The organism is Halomonas sp. THAF5a, from assembly GCF_009363755.1.
Classification (GTDB): Bacteria; Pseudomonadota; Gammaproteobacteria; order Pseudomonadales; family Halomonadaceae; genus Halomonas.
This window is the reverse complement of record NZ_CP045417.1, coordinates 1,866,178-1,884,609: the sequence shown is the minus strand read 5'-3', so window position 1 is coordinate 1,884,609 and position 18,432 is coordinate 1,866,178. Positions and strand designations below refer to the sequence as shown.

General features: G+C 70.1%; 20 protein-coding genes. 15 read left to right on the top strand and 5 right to left on the bottom strand.

What is annotated here, in order from left to right:
- Position 1 precedes the first annotated feature (1 nt).
- On the bottom strand, positions 2–1,090 hold the full coding sequence (locus FIU83_RS08595; protein ID WP_152483669.1) for a bifunctional nicotinamide-nucleotide adenylyltransferase/Nudix hydroxylase: 1,089 nt from the start codon (positions 1,088–1,090) through the stop codon (positions 2–4).
- Between the two features lie 142 nt (positions 1,091–1,232).
- On the opposite strand from FIU83_RS08595, the gene FIU83_RS08590 reads away from it, so the two are divergent.
- Complete coding sequence (locus tag FIU83_RS08590) at positions 1,233–2,177, top strand: YihY/virulence factor BrkB family protein (RefSeq protein WP_152483668.1); 945 nt, start codon at positions 1,233–1,235, stop codon at positions 2,175–2,177.
- A 105-nt stretch (positions 2,178–2,282) separates the two neighbouring features.
- Here FIU83_RS08590 and FIU83_RS08585 read toward each other — a convergent pair whose 3' ends face one another.
- On the bottom strand, positions 2,283–3,329 hold the full coding sequence (locus tag FIU83_RS08585) for a Glu/Leu/Phe/Val dehydrogenase (RefSeq protein ID WP_152483667.1): 1,047 nt from the start codon (positions 3,327–3,329) through the stop codon (positions 2,283–2,285).
- Between the two features lie 224 nt (positions 3,330–3,553).
- Between FIU83_RS08585 and yccX the strand changes: the two genes are divergently transcribed.
- Positions 3,554–3,826 carry an acylphosphatase gene (yccX, locus tag FIU83_RS08580; protein ID WP_152483666.1) on the top strand — a complete coding sequence of 91 codons (273 nt, stop codon included), beginning with the start codon at positions 3,554–3,556 and terminating at the stop codon, positions 3,824–3,826.
- Positions 3,827–3,910: 84 nt separating this feature from the next.
- Here the strand turns inward: yccX and FIU83_RS08575 are convergent, their stop codons facing one another.
- The 3 genes from FIU83_RS08575 to FIU83_RS08565 are packed head-to-tail and all read right to left on the bottom strand — an operon-like array spanning position 3,911 to position 6,744.
- Positions 3,911–4,852, bottom strand: coding sequence for a nucleoside hydrolase (locus FIU83_RS08575; protein ID WP_152483665.1), 942 nt, complete (start codon positions 4,850–4,852; stop codon positions 3,911–3,913).
- Positions 4,853–4,884: 32 nt separating this feature from the next.
- Complete coding sequence (locus FIU83_RS08570) at positions 4,885–5,793, bottom strand: ribokinase (protein WP_152483664.1); 909 nt, start codon at positions 5,791–5,793, stop codon at positions 4,885–4,887.
- 15 nt (positions 5,794–5,808) lie between these two features.
- Positions 5,809–6,744, bottom strand: a complete 936-nt coding sequence (locus tag FIU83_RS08565) for a D-2-hydroxyacid dehydrogenase (protein WP_152483663.1) — start codon at positions 6,742–6,744, stop codon at positions 5,809–5,811.
- Between the two features lie 211 nt (positions 6,745–6,955).
- Between FIU83_RS08565 and FIU83_RS08560 the strand changes: the two genes are divergently transcribed.
- The 13 genes from FIU83_RS08560 to FIU83_RS08500 all read left to right on the top strand — a co-directional run bounded on the left by FIU83_RS08560 (position 6,956) and on the right by FIU83_RS08500 (position 18,422).
- Positions 6,956–7,216, top strand: coding sequence for an FmdB family zinc ribbon protein (locus tag FIU83_RS08560; RefSeq protein WP_108444256.1), 261 nt, complete (start codon positions 6,956–6,958; stop codon positions 7,214–7,216).
- Positions 7,217–7,266: 50 nt separating this feature from the next.
- Positions 7,267–9,048, top strand: a complete 1,782-nt coding sequence (gene aspS / locus FIU83_RS08555; RefSeq protein WP_152483662.1) for an aspartate--tRNA ligase — start codon at positions 7,267–7,269, stop codon at positions 9,046–9,048.
- Between the two features lie 259 nt (positions 9,049–9,307).
- Positions 9,308–10,060, top strand: a complete 753-nt coding sequence (locus FIU83_RS08550; protein WP_152483661.1) for a YebC/PmpR family DNA-binding transcriptional regulator — start codon at positions 9,308–9,310, stop codon at positions 10,058–10,060.
- 245 nt (positions 10,061–10,305) lie between these two features.
- A complete protein-coding gene (gene ruvC, locus FIU83_RS08545; RefSeq protein ID WP_152483660.1) occupies positions 10,306–10,845 on the top strand; it encodes a crossover junction endodeoxyribonuclease RuvC in 540 nt (179 codons plus the stop codon).
- Between the two features lie 141 nt (positions 10,846–10,986).
- The gene (gene ruvA, locus FIU83_RS08540) at positions 10,987–11,601 is read left to right on the top strand and encodes a Holliday junction branch migration protein RuvA (protein ID WP_152483659.1); all 615 of its coding nucleotides are present in this window, start codon (positions 10,987–10,989) and stop codon (positions 11,599–11,601) included.
- A 44-nt stretch (positions 11,602–11,645) separates the two neighbouring features.
- Positions 11,646–12,668: a Holliday junction branch migration DNA helicase RuvB gene (gene ruvB / locus FIU83_RS08535; RefSeq protein WP_152483658.1), complete on the top strand. Its 1,023-nt coding sequence runs from the start codon at positions 11,646–11,648 to the stop codon at positions 12,666–12,668.
- A gap of 47 nt (positions 12,669–12,715) precedes the next feature.
- Entirely contained in the window at positions 12,716–13,405 is a 690-nt protein-coding gene (gene tolQ / locus FIU83_RS08530; RefSeq protein WP_108445295.1) for a protein TolQ, read from the top strand.
- A gap of 13 nt (positions 13,406–13,418) precedes the next feature.
- Positions 13,419–13,859: a protein TolR gene (tolR, locus tag FIU83_RS08525; RefSeq protein WP_152483657.1), complete on the top strand. Its 441-nt coding sequence runs from the start codon at positions 13,419–13,421 to the stop codon at positions 13,857–13,859.
- 9 nt (positions 13,860–13,868) lie between these two features.
- The gene (tolA, locus tag FIU83_RS08520) at positions 13,869–15,005 is read left to right on the top strand and encodes a cell envelope integrity protein TolA (RefSeq protein WP_152483656.1); all 1,137 of its coding nucleotides are present in this window, start codon (positions 13,869–13,871) and stop codon (positions 15,003–15,005) included.
- Positions 15,005–16,294 (top strand): Tol-Pal system beta propeller repeat protein TolB, encoded by a 1,290-nt coding sequence (gene tolB / locus FIU83_RS08515; RefSeq protein WP_152483655.1) that lies wholly within the window; start codon positions 15,005–15,007, stop codon positions 16,292–16,294. Before tolA ends, tolB begins: the two co-directional genes overlap by 1 nt.
- Before the next feature lie 23 nt (positions 16,295–16,317).
- Entirely contained in the window at positions 16,318–16,851 is a 534-nt protein-coding gene (gene pal, locus FIU83_RS08510; RefSeq protein ID WP_152483654.1) for a peptidoglycan-associated lipoprotein Pal, read from the top strand.
- Positions 16,852–16,880: 29 nt separating this feature from the next.
- The gene (ybgF, locus tag FIU83_RS08505) at positions 16,881–17,648 is read left to right on the top strand and encodes a tol-pal system protein YbgF (RefSeq protein ID WP_152483653.1); all 768 of its coding nucleotides are present in this window, start codon (positions 16,881–16,883) and stop codon (positions 17,646–17,648) included.
- A 9-nt stretch (positions 17,649–17,657) separates the two neighbouring features.
- The gene (locus FIU83_RS08500; RefSeq protein WP_152483652.1) at positions 17,658–18,422 is read left to right on the top strand and encodes a YciK family oxidoreductase; all 765 of its coding nucleotides are present in this window, start codon (positions 17,658–17,660) and stop codon (positions 18,420–18,422) included.
- Positions 18,423–18,432: the final 10 nt, after the last annotated feature.

Sequence of the window (18,432 nt, the reverse complement as noted above, 5' to 3'; positions counted from 1 at the left end):
CCTAGCGTCCGCCGAAGTCGGCGGGTAGGCCGAGGAAGTCCTGGATGATGAAGAAGTGATCCTCGAACAGGCTCTCGGGGTCGAGGTCGGCGAGCGGTACCCAGCGGGCGTGGTCGCCGCCCTTGACCGGCTTGAGCTGAGGCAGCTGCTGCTCGGGGCGCAGGGCGAAGTAAAAGGCCTCGGCCAGGGTGCGGCCGCGCCAGCTGCGATGGGGTTCGTCGAAGAGGCGCTGGCCGCGCAGCGAGCCCTTGAGCACCGCCTCGGGCACCTTGAGGCGTACCCGCTCGCGCAGCTCCCGCAGGCAGGCATCCATCAGCCGTTCATGGGGGCTGATGAAGCCGCCGGGCAGGGCATAGAGCCCCTTGCCCGGCGCGGCGGTCCGCTTGACCAGCAGCACATGACCGGACTGTACCACCACGGCATTGACGGTGACGAAGATGGGCGGGTAGGGCGCCTGGGCCCAGGCCTGTCGATACTGATCGAGCAGGTGCTGCTCCTCGGTAAGCTGGTCGTAGGTCGCCTCCTCGAGGAAGGTGCGGATCCGCGCCACCACGCCGGGGGGCAGGTCGTGGGCGGCATGGGTGCTCAGGTAGTCCTCCGCCGAGCCGGCCGAGCGAAAGAGCCGCTCGCGGATCCGGCTCGCCGAGATGCCCTCCACCAGCGGCACGCTGACCGACTCCCACTGGGGGAACAGCGCCAGGTAGTAGCTGGACTGGCCGCGACTGGCCCCGATCAGGCCGATGCGCGGCAGTCGCGCATCGGCGGGGCTCGCGATATCGCGCACCTTGCGCTGCACGTCGCGCACCCAGACATCGTTGTTGTAGAGGGCGTCGAGCAGCGGCACGACCTTGAGTCGCGCGTTCTCCTCCTCCTCGAAGGCGCTTCTCAGCATGCGAAGCCGCTCCTCGTAGCGCCAGGGATTGCGCAGCGAGCGCGCCTGCCAGGCGGACCCCACCAGCACGATGACCTGGCGCGCCTGGCGCAGCGCCTCGCGAATCACCGCCAGGTGGCCCAGGTGCGGCGGCTGGAAGCGGCCGATGAACACCAGGCAGTCGAAGTCGGGGGCGCTGTCGTCCGGTCGTGCGGTCATGGAGGCTCCTGGCGAGCGAGGCGGATGGTCTGGGCCGGGGCCATTATGGTCAGCCCCGCCTGCCCCTGCAATCGCCCCAGCCCTCGGCGCGGCGGTGTCCATTCGGGTATGCTGAAACAAAAGCGACCAGCACGGGGAGCGCATGATCAAGTCAAAGGTAATGAAGTTCCGCCAGGCGGTGGGGTTCTGGTGGAACGTGGTGCAGGACGCCGTCAGGCTCTGGCTGGAGCGCAATGCCTTCAGCTACGCCGGGTCACTGGCCTTCTACACGCTCTTTTCCCTGGCGCCGACCATGATCATCGCGGTCACGGTGATCGGGGTGGTGCTCGGCGAGGAGGCTGCCCAGGGCCAGATCGTCGCCCAGCTGCAGGCGACCATGGGCCATGACGCCGCCGCCGCCATCGAGCAGGCGGTCGCTCAGTCGCGCATCCAGGAGTCGGGGCTCTGGCCGACGCTGCTCGGGGTCGGGGCGCTGCTGGTCGGTGCGACCACCGTCTTCGCCCAGATGCAGTTCTCGCTGAACACCCTCTGGGGGGTCACGGCACGCCCCAGCGGCAACAGCGCCCTCAAGTTCCTCCAGAACCGCCTGCTGTCGCTGGCCGTGGTGCTGGCCATCGGCTTCATCCTGCTGGTCTCGCTGGTGGTCGGGGTCGCGGTGCGCGCCGCGCTCCAGGCAGGGGACGGACTGCTGCCGTTCGTCGGCCTGTTGACCACCGCCGTCGAGTTCCTGGTCTCACTGGCGGTGATCGCCGCGCTCTTCGCCACCATCTTCAAGGTCTTGCCCGACGTGGTGCTGCGCTGGCAGGACGTGGTGGTCGGCGCTGCGGTCACCGCGGTGCTGTTCGCCCTCGGTCGCTCGGGCATCGCCGTCTACCTGGCCTACACGGCCACCGCCTCGACCTACGGCGCCGCGGGCTCGGTGGTGATGATCCTGCTGTGGGTCTACTACAGCTCGCTGATCCTGCTGTTCGGGGCCGCCTTCACCAAGTGCCACCTGCTGGCCCGGGGGCGGGCGGTGGTGCCGCGCAATTCCGCGGTGCTGGTGCGCCATGAGCTGCTCGACCGCCACGAGATCGCGAACTCCTGAGGGCGGTCGGCATCCCCATCGGCGCGCCGTAGCGAACGCAGAAGGCCGGCCCCTGGCCGGCCTTCTGCGTTCTGGCCGCCAAGGACCGCTGACCCTCTTGGTCCCTCAGCCGGCGGGGCGAAAACGCTCCCGGGCCAGGTCGTCGGCGACGATGGCCGGGCTCTGCCCCTCGCGCTCGGCCCGCGCGAAGATCTCGTCCAGGGTCGCCCCGATGCCCTCGATATGCGCCATGACGGCCTCGCGGGCATAGTCGTCGCGTCGCTGCCAGGCGATCTCGATCACCCCGCCGGCGTTGGCCACGTAGTCCGGGGTGTAGAGGATGCCGCGCGCCCGCAGGCGCTCGGCCATCTCGGGGGTGGCGAGCTGGTTGTTGGCGGCGCCGCAGACCACCCTGGCCGTCAGACGCTCGACCACCTCGGCCGACAGGGCGGCGCCCAGGGCGCAGGGGGCGAAGACATCGACCTCGGCATCGACGATCGCCTCCGGCGCCACCGCCTCGGCGCCGAGCTCCTCGGCGAGGTGACTCAGCGCCTCGCGGTCGACGTCAGTCAATACCAGCCGCGCGCCCGCGGCGTGCAGATGGCGCGCCAGGTGGGCGCCGACGTGGCCGACCCCCTGCACGGCGACGCGCAGGCCGCTGAGGTCGTCACGCCCCAGGCGATGGCGCACGGCGCTCTTCAGCGCGCAGAACACGCCCCAGGCCGTGAAGGGCGAGGGGTCGCCGGAGGCCTGACCGTGGCGGGGCAGGCCGCCCACGTGCTCGGTGGCCTCGGCGATCCGGCGCATGTCGTCCTCGCCGGACCCCGAGTCCTCGGCGGTGATATAGGCGCCGCCCAGGGAGTCGACCAGGCGCCCCATGGCGCGCAGCAGCTCGGGGGTCTTGTCGCGGCGGGGGTCGGCGATGATCACCGCCTTGCCGCCGCCCAGCGGCAGGTCGGCCAGCGCCGACTTGTAGGTCATGCCGCGGGAGAGGCGCAGCACGTCGGTGAGGGCCTCGGCGTCGCTTTCATAGGGAAAGATGCGCAGGCCGCCCAGGGCGGGGCCGCGGGTGGTGTCGTGGATGGCGATGATGGCGCGCAGGCCGCTCGCCTCGTCGCTGCCGAAGACGATCTGCTGATGGTGATCGAACTCGGGATGGTCGAAGACCGGCATGACGTGTCTCCCTCGTGAGGATGATTGTTGTGGTGATGTCGACCCGGGTAGGGCGATCCTCGGCCGCGGTCGGCTTGTGGCCGAAAGGCGTCCGGGGATACCGCTAAGCCTAGGGCATCGCCCTCGCGACGGGAAGTGGCCATCGCGCCCACCGAGGACTGGCCGCGACGGTGGCCGGGCTGGTAGAAAGAAGACGATCCCATCGCGATCATCAGGAGACGACCATGGATACGTGCTGCGCGAAGGCGCTGGTGACCGGCAAGGTGCAGGGAGTGGGGTTTCGCCGGGCGGCCCAGGAACAGGCCCTCAAGGCCGGCATCACCGGCCATGCCATCAACCTGGCGGACGGCCGGGTCGAGGTGCTGATGTGCGGGGAACGCACGGCGGTCAAGCGCCTCGCCGAATGGCTCCGGACGGGGCCGGGCGCGGCTCGAGTCACTCACGTGGAGTTCGAGGTGATCGAGGCCCATGCCCCGGACGATTTCCACACCGGCTAGGCCGACCCGCTCCCGCGACACACGCGTCGGTGCCGTGTAGGGGCGGGCCCGGCAGGCGCCCCGGCGATGACCGGGGCGCGATGCTCAGGCCAGGGTGTCGGCGATCCAGTCGCTGACGGCGGCGCCGTCGACGCCCAGGCAGACCTCCGCCAGGGATGTGCGCGACCAGCGCTCCTCGATGAAGGCGCGCCCCTCGGGGGCGAAGAGGGTCTGGCCCTCGGCGACGCCCTCGGTCGCCACGGTCAGGTGGCCGCGCGCCGTGGTGAAGAGCTCCGGGCGCAGCAGCCAGGCCAGGGCGCAGCTGTCGTGGGGGCAGCAGCCGTCGATGCCCAGTGCCTCGCGGTAGAAGTCGCGATAGAAGGCGAAGCTGCCCGCCAGCACTCGGCCGAGCGCCCCCTGGCCCGCCTCGATGCGCGCCATGTGAGCATCGGTCAGCACGCAGCGATGGGTGACGTCCAGGCCGACCAGCGTCAGCGGCCAGCCGGCCGTCAGTACCCGGGCGGCGGCGTCCGGGTCGTTGAACATGTTGGCCTCCGCCACGGGGCTGACGTTGCCACCCTCGCGAATCGAGCCGCCCATGATGACCACGCGCTTGACCCGATCGATGAGGCCCGGGTCGAGCTGCAGGGCCGCGGCCAGGTTGCCCAGCGGCCCGACGGCCACCAGGGTGACCTCCCCGGGGCGGGCGTTCACGGTGTCGACGATGAACTGCGCGGCGCTCACCTCCTCGGCCTGGCCCCGGACCGACGGCAGGGCGATGTCGCCCAGGCCGTTGGCTCCGTGGATATGCGCAGGCGGCGGATGGCGCTCCTTGACCATCGGCTGCGCCGCCCCCTGGGCCACGGGGATCTCGCGTCCGGCCAGCTCGGCCAGCAGCAGGGCGTTGTGGGTGGCCGTTTCCACGTCGACGTTGCCGTAGGTGGTGGTCATGCCCAGCAGCTCGATCTCGGGATGGCGCAGGGCGAGGGCGATGGCCTGGGCGTCGTCGATGCCCGGGTCGGTGTCGAAGATGATCGGGTGCGTCACGGGTGGGTTCCTTTCCTTCGCATTGGGGCGGATCAGCGGGCCGCGGGACCGTCGCGCAGGGCGCGCTCGACCGCGTCACGGGCGGGAATGCTCTCGGCGGCGCCCTCGACCTGCACGCCCAGGGCGGCAGCGGTGGCGGCGAGCCGCAGGCAGTCGGTGACGGCCTGGCCCTCCTGCAGCGCCGTCATGTAGTAGCCGATGAAGGTGTCGCCGGCCGCGGTGGTGTCGCGCGGGGACACCGGCAGCGCCGGCTGGAAGTGGCGCTCGCTGCCGCTCTGGAACCAGGCGCCGTCGCCGCCCAGGGTCAGCACGGTGTCGGTCTCCGGCAGGCGGCGCGCCAGGCCATCGAGTAGCGCCTCGGGGGCGGCGTCCTCGTCGACCCCGGCGAGCCAGGCGGCCTCACCGCGGTTGACGAACAGCAGGGCGCAGCGCTCAAGCGGCAGCGACAGCACCTCGGCGGCCATGGGCGCGGGGTTGAAGGCGACCCGCAGGCCACGCTCGGCGGCCTGCTCGAGCACCTGGGGCAGGGCGTTGGTCTCGTTCTGGGCCAGCAGCCAGTCACCGGGCTGCGCGGCGCCAAGGCGGCGCTCGAGGTCGGCGGGGTCGAAGCCGTGGTTGGCGCCGGGGAAGAGGAGGATGGCGTTCTCGCCCCGGTCATCCACCTGGATGACGGCATGGCCGCTCGGGGCGTCGACCAGCGCGATGCCGGCGACCTCCACGCCGGACTCGCCGAGCCGTTCGCGGGCCCAGGCATCGCGGTGGTTCAGGCGCCCCCAGTGGCTGACCCGACCGCCGGCGCGGGCCATGGCCAGGGACTGGTTGGCCCCCTTGCCGCCGAGGCCGACGCGGTAGTCGCGGCTGGCCAGGGTTTCGCCGGGTCTCACCAGGTGGGTGACGCGATAGAAGTGATCCAGGTTGATGGACCCGAAGTTGTGCAGCATGTCGTCCTCTTGCTATCAATCGGCCTGCCAGTGGCGCAGGTTATCGGCGGTCAGGGTCACGATGCGCTGGCGAGCCTCGGGGGTGATCCAGGCATTGTGGGGGGTCACGATCAGGTTGAGCGGCTCATCCAGGGCGTCGAGCAGCGGGTGGCCGTCGCGGGGCGGCTCGGCGGGCAGCACGTCGACCGCCAGTCCGCCGAGTCGCGCCTCGCGCAGGGCCGCGAGGGCGGCCTCCTCGTCGATGATGCCGCCCCGGGCGCAGTTGATCAGCAGCGCCCCGGGCTTGAGGCTCGCCAGCAGGTCGGCGTCGACCAGGTGGCGGGTGGCCTCGTTGAGCGGGCAGTGCAGGCTGATCACGTCCGCCGCGGGGGCGAGCTCGCGAAGCCCCGGGCGGCGGTCGTGGGCCTCGTTGCCGGGCCGGGCCGCGAAGTCGACGTGCATGCCGAAGGCCTGGGCGAGGCGGGCCACCTTGGAGCCCAGCTCCCCCTGGCCGACGATCACCAGGCGCTTGCCCTCGAGTTGCAGGGTGGTGTGGTCCATGAGGCAGAAGAAGGGGCTCTCGCCCCAGCGCCCCTCGGCCACGTCGCGCTGGTAGCGGGGCAGGCGGGTGGCCAGGGCAAGCATCAGCATCAGGGTGTGCTGGGCCACGCTGGCGGTGCCGTAGGCGGTGACGTTGCGCACGGCGATGTCCAGGCGCTCGGCGGCGGCCGTGTCGATGTTGTTGGTGCCGGTGGCCAGCACGCAGATGAGCTTCAGTCCCGGCAGCGCGGCCAGGGTCTCGGCGTCGAGCACCACCTTGTTGACGATGGCGACCTCGGCGTCGGCGAGACGCGAGGCGATCTGCTCGTGGGAGGTGTGCTGGTGGACGTCCAGGGCGTCGAGCTGCTCGCGGATCGGGGCCAGGTCGATGCCTGGCCCGAGGCTCGCGGCGTCGAGAATCACGGCTTTCATGGCAGGTTCCTTGTCGAGTCGGCCGCTTGTGTGGTGGCGTCCCGCCGGGGCTGGGCCTGGCAGGGCGCGGCAGGCTATAATACCTGGCTTTCGAGGCAGGCTTGGAATATTCGCGGGCCGGCCCTATATCGTACCGCGCCAGCGCGGCTCGGCGAATGCCCGGCAAGCGCTTGCCCCATGGGACATGACAGATATCGGGAGTGAGCAAACCATGCCCATCTACGAATACGAGTGCAAGGCCTGCGGCCACCGCCTGGAGAAGCTGCAGAAGATCAGCGCCGCGCCGCTGACGGACTGCCCGGCCTGCGAGGCAGCCGAGCTCAACCGCCTGATCTCCGCGGCGGGCTTCCGCCTGGCCGGCGGCGGCTGGTACGAGACCGATTTCAAGACCGGCAGCAAGAAGAACCTGGCCGGCGGCAGCGAGGGCGGACAGACCGCCGCGGCAACCGGCAAGGACGGAGCGGTCGCCTGACCCGCCCGCGCTGCCTTTTCACCACTTCACGCAACGGAACAGGATACGACATGCGCAGCCATTATTGCGGCCAGCTGAACGAGACCCTGGTGGACCAGACGGTCACCCTGTGCGGCTGGGTCCATCGCCGCCGTGACCACGGGGGCGTCATCTTCCTCGACATGCGCGATCGCGACGGCATCGCTCAGGTCGTGGTCGACCCCGATACCGCCGAGGCCTTCGCCAATGCCGACCGCGCCCGCAGCGAGTACGTGCTGCGCATCCAGGGCCGGATCCGGCTGCGCCCGGAAGGGACCCAGAACCCGAACATGCCCACCGGGCTGATCGAGGTGCTGGCCAAGGAGGTCGAGGTCCTCAACACCGCCGCCACGCCGCCGTTCCAGCTCGACGAGCACGGCAAGGTCGGCGAGGAGGTACGCCTCAAGCACCGCTACATCGACCTGCGCCGTCCGGAGATGATCGACAAACTGCGCCTGCGCTCGCGGATCTCTCACAGCGTGCGCGCCTTCCTCGAGGAGCAGGGCTTCCTCGACATCGAGACCCCGATCCTGACCCGCGCCACCCCCGAGGGCGCCCGCGACTACCTGGTCCCGAGCCGCACCCACCCGGGCAGCTTCTTCGCCCTGCCGCAGTCGCCGCAGCTCTTCAAGCAGCTGCTGATGGTGTCCGGCTTCGATCGCTACTACCAGATCGCCAAGTGCTTCCGCGACGAGGACCTGCGCGCCGACCGTCAGCCGGAGTTCACCCAGATCGACATCGAGGCCTCCTTCGTCGAGGAGGAGGACATCATGGGGATCACCGAGAACATGGTGCGCAACCTGTTCCAGGAGGTGCTGGACGTCGAGCTGCCCGCGTTCCCGCGCATGCCCTACGCCGAGGCGATGAGCCGCTTCGGTTCCGACAAGCCGGACCTGCGCATCCCGCTGGAGCTCACCGACGTCGACGACCTGATGAAGGACGTGGACTTCAAGGTCTTCTCCGGCCCGGCCAACGCCGATGACGGCCGCGTCGCCGCCCTCAAGGTGACCGGCGGCGCCAAGCTGTCGCGCAAGGAGATCGACGAGTACACCAAGTTCGTCGGCATCTACGGCGCCCGCGGCCTGGCCTGGATCAAGGTCAACGAGCGCGCCAAGGGCATCGAGGGCCTGCAGTCGCCGATCGTCAAGTTCATGGAAGGCGTGGTCGAGACGCTGCTCGATCGTGTCGGCGCCGAGGATGGCGACATCATCTTCTTCGGCGCGGACAAGGCGCGCATCGTCAACGAGGCCCTGGGTGCGCTGCGCGTTCGCCTCGGCGAGGACCTGGACCTCTACACCGCCGAGTGGTCACCGCTGTGGGTGGTCGACTTCCCGATGTTCGAGGAGGACGGCAATGCGCGCCTGCAGGCGCTGCACCACCCGTTCACCGCGCCGTCCTGCGACGTCGAGACCCTGAAGTCTCACCCGGCCGGGGCGCTCTCGCGTGCCTACGACATGGTGCTCAACGGTACCGAGCTCGGTGGCGGCTCGATCCGTATCCACGACCAGGCGATGCAGCAGACCGTGCTCGAGGTGCTCGGCATCGACCAGGAGGAGGCCCGCGAGAAGTTCGGCTTCCTGCTCGACGCCCTGCAGTACGGCGCACCGCCCCACGGCGGCCTGGCCTTCGGCCTCGACCGCCTGGTGATGCTGATGAGCGGCGCCAGGACCATCCGCGAGGTGATCGCCTTCCCGAAGACCCAGAGCGCGTCCTGCCTGCTGACCGAGGCGCCGGGCGAGGTGAGCGGCGAGCAGCTCAAGGAGCTCAACATCCGCCTGCGCCAGAAGGCCAAGGCCGAGGGCGCCGGCGAGTAAGCCGCATCGCCACATCCAGCATCCTCCCACCGGCGCCCCAGGGCGCCGGTGGCGTATCCTGTTGTCACTTAAGCGCTGGTGTTGTGGCTCTTCCCGCGGGGCTGACCTGCGGCAGGCCGGCGAGGAGGCGCTGTGAACCCATCCCTGGGCGCTACCGACGCCATCCCTGGCGTAGGACCTCCTCTTTGGCCTGCCCCGGCGCCCCGCGCCACGGTGGCAACCATGCCTGTCAGCGCTTTCTGGATAAACTGGAGGTAACATGGCCGGCCATAGCAAATGGTCCAACATCAAGCACCGCAAGGCGGCACAGGACGCCAAGCGGGGCAAGATCTTCAACAAGCTGATCCGCGAGCTCACGGTCGCCGCCCGCCAGGGCGGAGGCGAGCCCGAGGACAACCCGCGCCTGCGCGCCGCCATCGACAAGGCGCTGGCCAGCAACATGCCCAAGGATACCGTCCAGCGGGCGGTGGATCGCGGCGCCGGCAACACCGACGGCGACGCCATGGAGGAGGTCGTCTACGAGGGCTACGGCCCCGAGGGCGTCGCGGTGCTGGTCGAGGCGATGACCGATAATCGCAACCGGACTGTCTCCGAGGTGCGACACGCCTTCAACAAGCACGGCGGCAACCTCGGCACCTCCGGCTCGGTGGCCTTCCTGTTCCACAAGCAGGGACGCCTGACGCTGCCGGAAGGGGTCGAGGAGGAGGCCGCCATGGAGGCCACCCTCGCCGCCGAGCCCGAGGAGATCGAGACTCTCGAGGACGGCCGGCTCGAGGTGGTGACCACCCCGGAGCGCTTCGGCGCGGTCAAGGATGCCCTGCTCGAGGCGGATATCGCCCCCGAGGCCAGCGACGTCGGGCTCTTTCCCGACACCTACACCCGCATCGACGATGTCGATCTCGGGCGACGCATCCTCGCGCTGGTCGACCGGCTCGAGGACCTGGACGATGTGCAGAATGTTTACACCAACGCGGACTTCAGTGATGCCATCATGGACGAGCTGCAGGAGTAGGGAAGGGCACCAGCGCGCTCTTGATCCGGCAACTCCGGCGACGAGGCCATCACAGACGAGCGGCACGCTATTGAGAGATCGAGGAAAATGATGAGCTTTTTCGGCGACAAGCCTTCGCGAGGGCGCTGTGAACCCATCCATGGGCGCTACTTTTGCCATCCATGGGCAAAAGACCCTCGCTTCGCCTTGCCCCCGACGCTCGCCCTCACAGCTATGGCGCACCGAGCTCGTGCAGCGGGCGCGTCATGCTGATCCTCGGCATCGATCCCGGCTCGCGGATCACCGGCTACGGCGTGCTCGACGTCGCCACGACCACGCCACGCTACGTGGCCAGCGGCTGCATCCGCATCCAGGCCGATGACCTGGCCCAGCGACTGGCCCAGGTCTACGCCGGGATCAGCGAACTGATCGCCGTGCACGCCCCGGGCGAGTTCGCCATCGAGCAGGTGTTCATGTCGAAGAATGCCGACTCCGCCCTCAAGCTCGGCCAGGCCCGGGGCTCGGCGATCGTCTGCGCCGCCAACCATGGCCTGCCGGTCAGCGAGTATGGTCCGCGTCAGATCAAGCAGGCGGTGACCGGCGGTGGCGCCGCCGACAAGGCCCAGGTGCAGCACATGGTAACGGCGATCCTGGGGCTCTCGGCGACGCCCCAGGCCGATGCCGCCGACGCCCTGGCCATCGCGCTGACCCATGCCCACGCGCGGCTGGGGCTGCTCAGCACGGGCAGCTTCGGCGGCCATCGCAGTCGCCGCAAGGGCGGCGGCTGGCGGGATTTTCGCCCCTGAAAGCGTCGCCACCCAGCGACGCCAGAGGCTTGTCGAACGCTGTTCTCGCGGACTGGCAAGCCACCCGGGCGAACAGTATAGTGGCCCGGTGACGGCTCCCGGGCCGTCCAGGACTCCAACCCCAAGGGACAGACCATTTCCATGATCGGACGCCTGCGAGGCACCCTGCTCGAGAAACAGCCCCCCTGGATGGTGGTGGACGTGGCCGGCGTCGGCTACGAACTGGAAGCCTCCATGACCACCCTGGTGGCCATGCCCGGCACCGGCGAGCCGGTATCGCTCTATACCCACCTGACCATCCGCGACGATGCCCACCTGCTCTACGGTTTCGCCCGCGAGCAGGAGCGCGCCCTGTTCCGCGCCCTGATCAAGGTGAACGGCATCGGCCCCAAGCTCGCCCTCGGCATCCTCTCCGGCATGGACGAAGAGGCCTTCATCCGCTGCGTGATGGATGACGACGCCAAGGCGCTGACCCGCCTGCCCGGCGTCGGCAAGAAGACCGCCGAGCGGCTGATCATCGAGATGCGCGACCGCTTCCCCCACTGGCAGCAGCCCGGCGAGCTGGCCGTGGGCATGGAGGGCAGCGCCGGTGCGGCGCCGGTTGCCGCGGCGGATCCCGTCGCCGATGCCGAGGCCGCGCTGGTCAGCCTGGGCTACAAGCCCGCCGAGGCCGCGCGCATGCTGGTTGGCCTCGAGGAGGCCGACTCCACCGAGGCCATGATCAAGGCGGCGCTGAGCCGCCGCCTGGCGGGGTGAGCCGATGACGACGCCCTTCCTCCACCCGACCCCGGATCGCCGCCATGCTCGAGAATGACCGCCTGATCGCCGCCGACGCCCGGGAGGGCGAAGGCGAGGGCGGCGTCGACCACGCCATCCGCCCCAAGCGCCTGGCCGACTACATCGGCCAGCCCCGAGTGCGCGAGCAGCTCGAGATCTTCATCAGCGCCGCCCGCGGCCGCGACGAGTGCCTCGACCACACCCTGGTCTTCGGCCCGCCGGGGCTCGGCAAGACCACGCTGGCCAACATCATCGCCGCCGAGATGGGGGTCGGCCTCAAGTCCACCTCGGGGCCGGTGCTCGAGCGAGCCGGTGACCTCGCCGCCATGCTCACCAACCTGCAGCCCGGCGACGTGCTCTTCATCGACGAGATCCATCGCCTGTCGCCGGTGGTCGAGGAGATCCTCTATCCCGCCATGGAGGACTTCCAGCTCGACATCGTCATCGGCGAGGGGCCGGCGGCGCGCTCGATCAAGCTCGACCTGCCGCCCTTCACCCTGGTGGGGGCGACCACCCGGGCGGGCCTGCTGACCTCGCCGCTGCGCGACCGCTTCGGCATCGTGCAGCGCCTGGAGTTCTACGGCATCGATGAGCTGACCGAGATCGTCGCCCGATCGGCGGGCCTGCTGGGCGTCGCGAGCGACCGCGAGGGCGCCCGGGAGATCGCGCGACGCTCCCGGGGCACGCCGCGCATCGCCAACCGGCTGCTGCGCCGGGTGCGCGACTTCGCCCAGGTACGCGCCGAGGGGCGGGTCGATGCCGAGATCGCCGACCTGGCGCTCAACATGCTGCATGTCGACCACCACGGCCTGGACCACATGGACCGCCGCCTGCTGCTGGCGATGATCGAGAAGTTCGACGGCGGCCCGGTGGGCATCGACTCCCTGGCCGCGGCCATCGGCGAGGAGCGCGATACCATCGAGGACGTGATCGAACCCTACCTGATCCAGCAGGGTCTGATGATGCGCACCGCCCGGGGGCGGGTGGTGACGCGCCAGGCCTGGGCCCATTTCGAGATGGCGCCCCACGAGCGGGCGCCCGAGTAGTCCACGCTTTCCCCACTCATGACCGACCAAGACCGACGAGGATGCCCGTGAACGACTCCCTGTCCATTCCCCACCTGATCATGAACGCCAGCGGCGTGGTGCAGGCGGTGATGCTGATCCTGATGATCGGCTCGCTGCTCTCCTGGGTGGTGATCTTCCAGCGCACCTTCGTGATGCGCCGCGCCCGCAAGGCGCACCGCCGCTTCGAGGACCGCTTCTGGTCCGGCGTCGACCTGAACGAGCTCTACCGGGAGACCCCGGCCGAGCAGGAGACCCAGGGCGCCGAGCACGTGTTCCGCTCGGGCTTTCGCGAGTTCAACCGGCTGCTGGCCAAGACCCGCAGCCCCCAGGCTATCCTCGAGGGCGTCCAGCGCAGCATGCGCGTGGCCTGGTCCCGGGAGGAAGACCGCCTCAACCTGCACCTGGTGTTCCTGGCCACCGTCGCCTCGGCGAGCCCCTACATCGGGCTGTTCGGCACCGTCTGGGGCATCATGGGCTCCTTCCAGTCGCTCTCCCTGGCCCAGCAGGCGACGCTCGCCACCGTGGCGCCCTGGATCGCCGAGGCGCTGATCGCTACCGCCATGGGCCTGTTCGCCGCCATTCCCGCGGTGATCTTCTACAACCGGCTCTCGGCCGAATCCGGCCGCCTGCTGGGCAAGTACGAGGACTTCGCCGAGGAGTTCCACTCCATCCTGCACCGCAACCTGCAGGGCCGGACCGACGCCGGCGCCGACTGAGGGAGAGGCCATCATGCTGGGACCCTTCAATCGCGCCGGTCGCCGCCGGCCCATGGGCGAGATCAACGTCGTGCCGTTCATCGACGTGATGCTGGTGCTGCTGGTGATCTTCATGATCACCGCGCCCATGCTCACCCAGGGCGTGCAGGTCGACCTGCCCCAGGTCACCTCCGAGCCCATCGAGGAGACCGAGGATCGCGACCCCATCGTCGTCTCGGTGGACAAGGACGGCCAGTACCACATCACCCTGGGCGGCGACACCTCGGCGGTCAGCCTGGACGAGATCAGCGAGCGGGTGATCATCCTGCTCGATCGCCAGCCGGGCACCCCGGTGATGGTGCGCGGCGATCGCCATGTCGCCTACGGCCAGGTGGTCACCCTGATGAGCACCCTGCAGACCGCCGGGGTGAGCAACGTCGGGCTGATCTCGGAACCGCCCCCCGGGGAGCGTTGAGGAGCGTCCATGGCCAGACATGACCGACGCGTGGGCTACGGCCTGCCGCTGCTGCTTGCCATCGGGCTGCACCTGGCGATCCTCGTGGCCAGCGTGCTGCGCTTTCCCGAGGAGGAGGTCACGCCGCCGAGCTCCAACATCGTCCAGGCGACCCTGGTGAGCACCGAGACCACCACCGACCAGGCCCAGCGCGCCGAAGAGGCGCGGGCTCGAGCGGCCGCGCGCCAGGCCGAAGAGGAAGCGGCGCGCCAGGCCGAGGCGGAAGCCGAGGCACAGCGCCAGGCCGAGCAGGAGGAGGCCGCCCGCCAAGCAGAGGCAGAGGCAGAGCAGCAGGCCGAAGCCGAAGCGCAACGCCAGGCCGAGGAAGCGGCCCGCGAGGCCGCCCGCCAGGAGGCGGAAGAGGAGGCCGCCCGCCGCGCCGCCGAGGCCGAGGCCCAGGCGGAGCGCCGCCGCGAGGCGGAAGCCGAACGGAAGCGCCAGGCCGAGGCGGAAGCCGAACGGAAGCGCCAGGCCGAGGCGGAGGCAGAACGCCAGCGCCAGGCCGAGGCGGAGGCAGAACGCCAGCGCCAGGCCGAGGCGGAGGCAGAACGACAGCGCCAGGCCGAGGCGGAGGCAGAACGCCAGCGCCAGGCCGAGGCAGAAGCCGAGCGACAGCGCCAGGCCGAGGCGGAAGCCGAACGACAGCGCCAGGCCGAGGCGGAAGCCGAGCGCAAGCGCCAGGCCGAGGCGGAAGCCGAACGACAGCGTCAGGCCGAGGAGGCCGCGCGTCGCGCCGCCGAGGCGGCGAGCCAGGGGCTGGATCGCGCCATCGAGGGCGAGAGCGAGAGCGTTGCCAATGCCCGCCAGGCGAACGAGGCCGCCAACGGCTTCATCAACCTGGTGCGCCGCGCGGTGGAGCAGGCCTGGGTGATTCCGCCCAACGTGCCGGACGGCGCCGCGGCCCAGGTCTCGGTGCGACTGGGCCCGTCCGGGGAGCTGTTTGCCGCCTCCATCGGTCAGAGCAGTGGCAACGCGGCCTTCGATCGCTCCGCGGTGCAGGCCGTGGAGGCCGCCGCGCCCTTCGCCGAGCTTCGCCAGTTGCCGGGAGCGGTGCAACGCGACTACCGTCAATTCAATCTGCGATTCAGACCGGGGGATATTCGCTGATGACGAAGATACTGAAGAGTACCTGGCTGGCCGCCATGCTGATGCTGGTCACCGGCCTGGCCCAGGCCGACCTGACCATCGAGATCACCCGGGGCAGCGACCGGGCGACGCCCATCGCCGTGGTGCCCCTGGCCGAGGGCGACAACCTGCCCCAGGACATCGCCCAGATCGTCGCCGACGACCTGGAGCGCAGCGGCTACTTCGAGCCCCTCGGGCGCGAGGCGATGTTCGCGCGTCCCGCCTCGAGCGACGAGGTGAGCTACGGCGAGTGGCGCGCCCTGGACGTGCGCTACCTGGTGGTAGGCCGGGTCAGCCGCGAGGGCGAAAGGTTCCGGATCGACTACGAGCTGATGGACGTCAGCGGCGGTAGCCGGATGCTCGCCGAGAGCGTGACCGCCGGACGCCAGGGGCTGCGCGACGCCGCCCACTACATGAGCGACCAGATCTTCGAGGAGATCACCGACATCCGCGGCGCCTTCTCGACCCGCATCGCCTACGTGACCTCCACGGGCCTGGGCGATCAGACCCAGTACGCGCTGCACGTCGCCGACGCCGACGGGCGCAACAGCCAACAGGTCCTGGCCTCTGACGAGCCGATCATGTCGCCCTCCTGGTCGCCGGACGGCGGCAAGCTGGCCTACGTCTCCTTCGAGACGGGGCGTCCGGCGATCTACATCCAGGAGATCGCCTCGGGCCGTCGCGTGCGCGCCACCTCCTTCGAGGGCCTGAACAGCGCCCCCACCTGGTCGCCGGACGGCCGTCGCCTGGCGATGTCGCTCTCCAAGGACGGCCAGCCGGACATCTACGTGATGGACATCGGCTCGCGCAATATCGAGCGCGTCACCACGGGGTCCAGCATCGAGACGGAGCCCGCCTGGGCGCCGGATGGCCGGAGCCTGGTGTTCACCTCCGACCGCAGCGGCGGTCCCCAGATCTACCGCGTCGATCTCGGCAGCGGCCAGGCCGAGCGCATCACCTTCACCGGCAACTACAACGCCCGGGCCCGCTTCGCGCCGGACGGCGAGTCAATCTTCTTGATCCACCGCGGGAACGGCGGCTACCAGGTCGCTCGCCAGGATCTGGAGAGCGGCCGCCTGGTGGCCCTGACCGACTCGCGTCAGGACGAATCCCCCAGTGTCGCCCCCAACGGCACCATGGTAATCTTCGCCACCCAGCAGGGCGGCAACGGCGTGCTGGGTGGCGTGTCCGCCGACGGGCGCGCCTCCTTCCGGCTACCGGCGGCACAGGGTGATGTTCGCGAACCCGCGTGGTCCCCGTTTCTGAACTGATGTCCCCCAAAAGGAGTTACACGATGCAGCTCAAGTCCCACGCCAGAACCCTGGCCATCGCCCTTTCCCTGGCCGTCGTGGCCGGTTGTTCCAGCACGGGTGGCAGCCAGGAGGGCGACCTGGAGGGTGGCCTCGGCGGCGCGAATGGTGGCGTCTCCACCGGTACCGCCGGTGGCAGCGGCGTCAGCGGCGACCGCGCCGGCCAGATGGCCGACGCCGACGGTCGTATCCCGGCGACCCGCACCATCTACTTCGAATACGACAGCGACGCCATCCGCAGCGAGTTCGAGCCGGTGCTCACCGCGCATGCCCGGTTCCTGCGCGCCAACCCCAGTGCCACGGTGATCCTGCAGGGCCACACCGACGAGCGTGGCACCCGCGAGTACAACCTGGCGCTGGGCGAGCGTCGTGCCGGCTCCGTGGAGCGCTATCTCAACGTCCAGGGCGTCTCCCCCTCCCAGGTCGAGGTGGTGAGCTACGGCGAGGAGCGGCCCGCGGCGCGCGGCGCGAACGAGCAGGCCTACGCCCAGAACCGTCGGGTGGTCTTCGCCTACTGAGCCGGGCCCACACGACGAGGGAGAACGTCATGAGACACGGTCTGAAGAGACTGTGCGGCGCGGGAGCCCTGGTGCTCCCGCTGACCGTTGCGGCACAGCAGCCAGTGATCGAGGACCTCACCGAGAGCCAGCGGGGCGGGGGCTTCTACAGCCAGACGGCGACCCGCGAGGAGGCCGGCGGCAGCCTGGTGATCTTCAACCAGGTGCAGCAGCACCAGGAGGAGATCCGCCAGCTGCGCGGGCAGGTGGAGGAGCTTCGCCACCAGCTCGAGCAGCTGCGTCGCCAGACCCGACAGCAGTACCTGGACATCGAGGATCGCCTGATGGCGGCGGGCGGCGGCGTCGATCAGGCCACCCCGCCCGTGGACGAGCAGAGCGCCCGCGAGGTGGCCGAGACGCCTTCGCCGAGCGGCGACGCGGCCGGCACCCAGCAGGCCTACCAGGCCGCCTTCGCTCACGTCCAGGCCCGCGAGTTCGGCGAGGCGATCCGCGCCTTCGAGGCCTTCGTCGACCAGTACCCGGACACCCGGCTCACCGCCAACGCCTACTACTGGCTGGGCGAGCTGCACTCGGCCGAGTCCAACCTGGAGCCGGCCGAGGCGGCCTTCCGCCGGGTGCTCGAGGACTTCCCCGAGAGCAGCAAGGTGCCGGACGCCCTCTACAAGCTGGGCCTGCTCGAGGCGCGCCGCGGGCGCCCGGAAGAGAGCCGCGCCCTGCTCGAGCGGGTGCGCGAGGAGCACCCCGACAGCAGCGCCGCCGGACTGGCCGACGACTTCCTTCGCCAGACGGGCAACTGAGGACGCGAGATGACCTGCAAGATCGACTATCAACCCGCGGCCGACCTGCTCGACGGCCGCATCATCCTGGTCACCGGTGCCGGCGACGGCATCGGTCGGGCCGCGGCGCTCAGCTTCGCCCGGCATGGCGCCACCGTGATCCTGCTCGGGCGGACCATCGCCAAGCTGGAGAAGGTCTACGACGAGATAGAGGCCGCCGGCGGCCCCCAGCCGGCGATCTTCCCGCTCAACCTCGAGGGCGCCGCGCTCAAGGACTACCACGACATGGCCGAGACCCTCGACAAGGAGTTCGGCCGCCTCGACGGCATCCTGCACAACGCCGGCATGCTGGGCCGCCTCACGCCCTTCGAGCAGTACAATCCCGAGCTCTGGGAGCAGGTGATGCAGGTCAATATCAACGGCCCGATCTGGATGACCCAGGCGCTGCTGCCGCTGCTCAAGAGCTCCCCGGATGCCTCGGTGGTGTTCACCTCGTCGAGCGTGGGGCGCCGCGGCCGCGCCTACTGGGGCGCCTACTCGGTCTCCAAGTTCGCCACCGAGGGCTTCGTCCAGGTGCTGGCCGACGAGGTCGACCACCTGGGTACGCTGCGCGTCAACAGCCTCAACCCAGGGGCGACGCGCACCGCCATGCGCAAGACCGCCTACCCGGGCGAGGACGCCCAGGCCCTGCGCTCCCCCGAGGCGATCATGCCGACCTACCTGTGGCTGATGGGTCCGGAGAGCCAGGGCCACAACGGCGAGCAGTTCGACGCCCAGCCGCCCAAGGGGACCTGACGCACCGCGC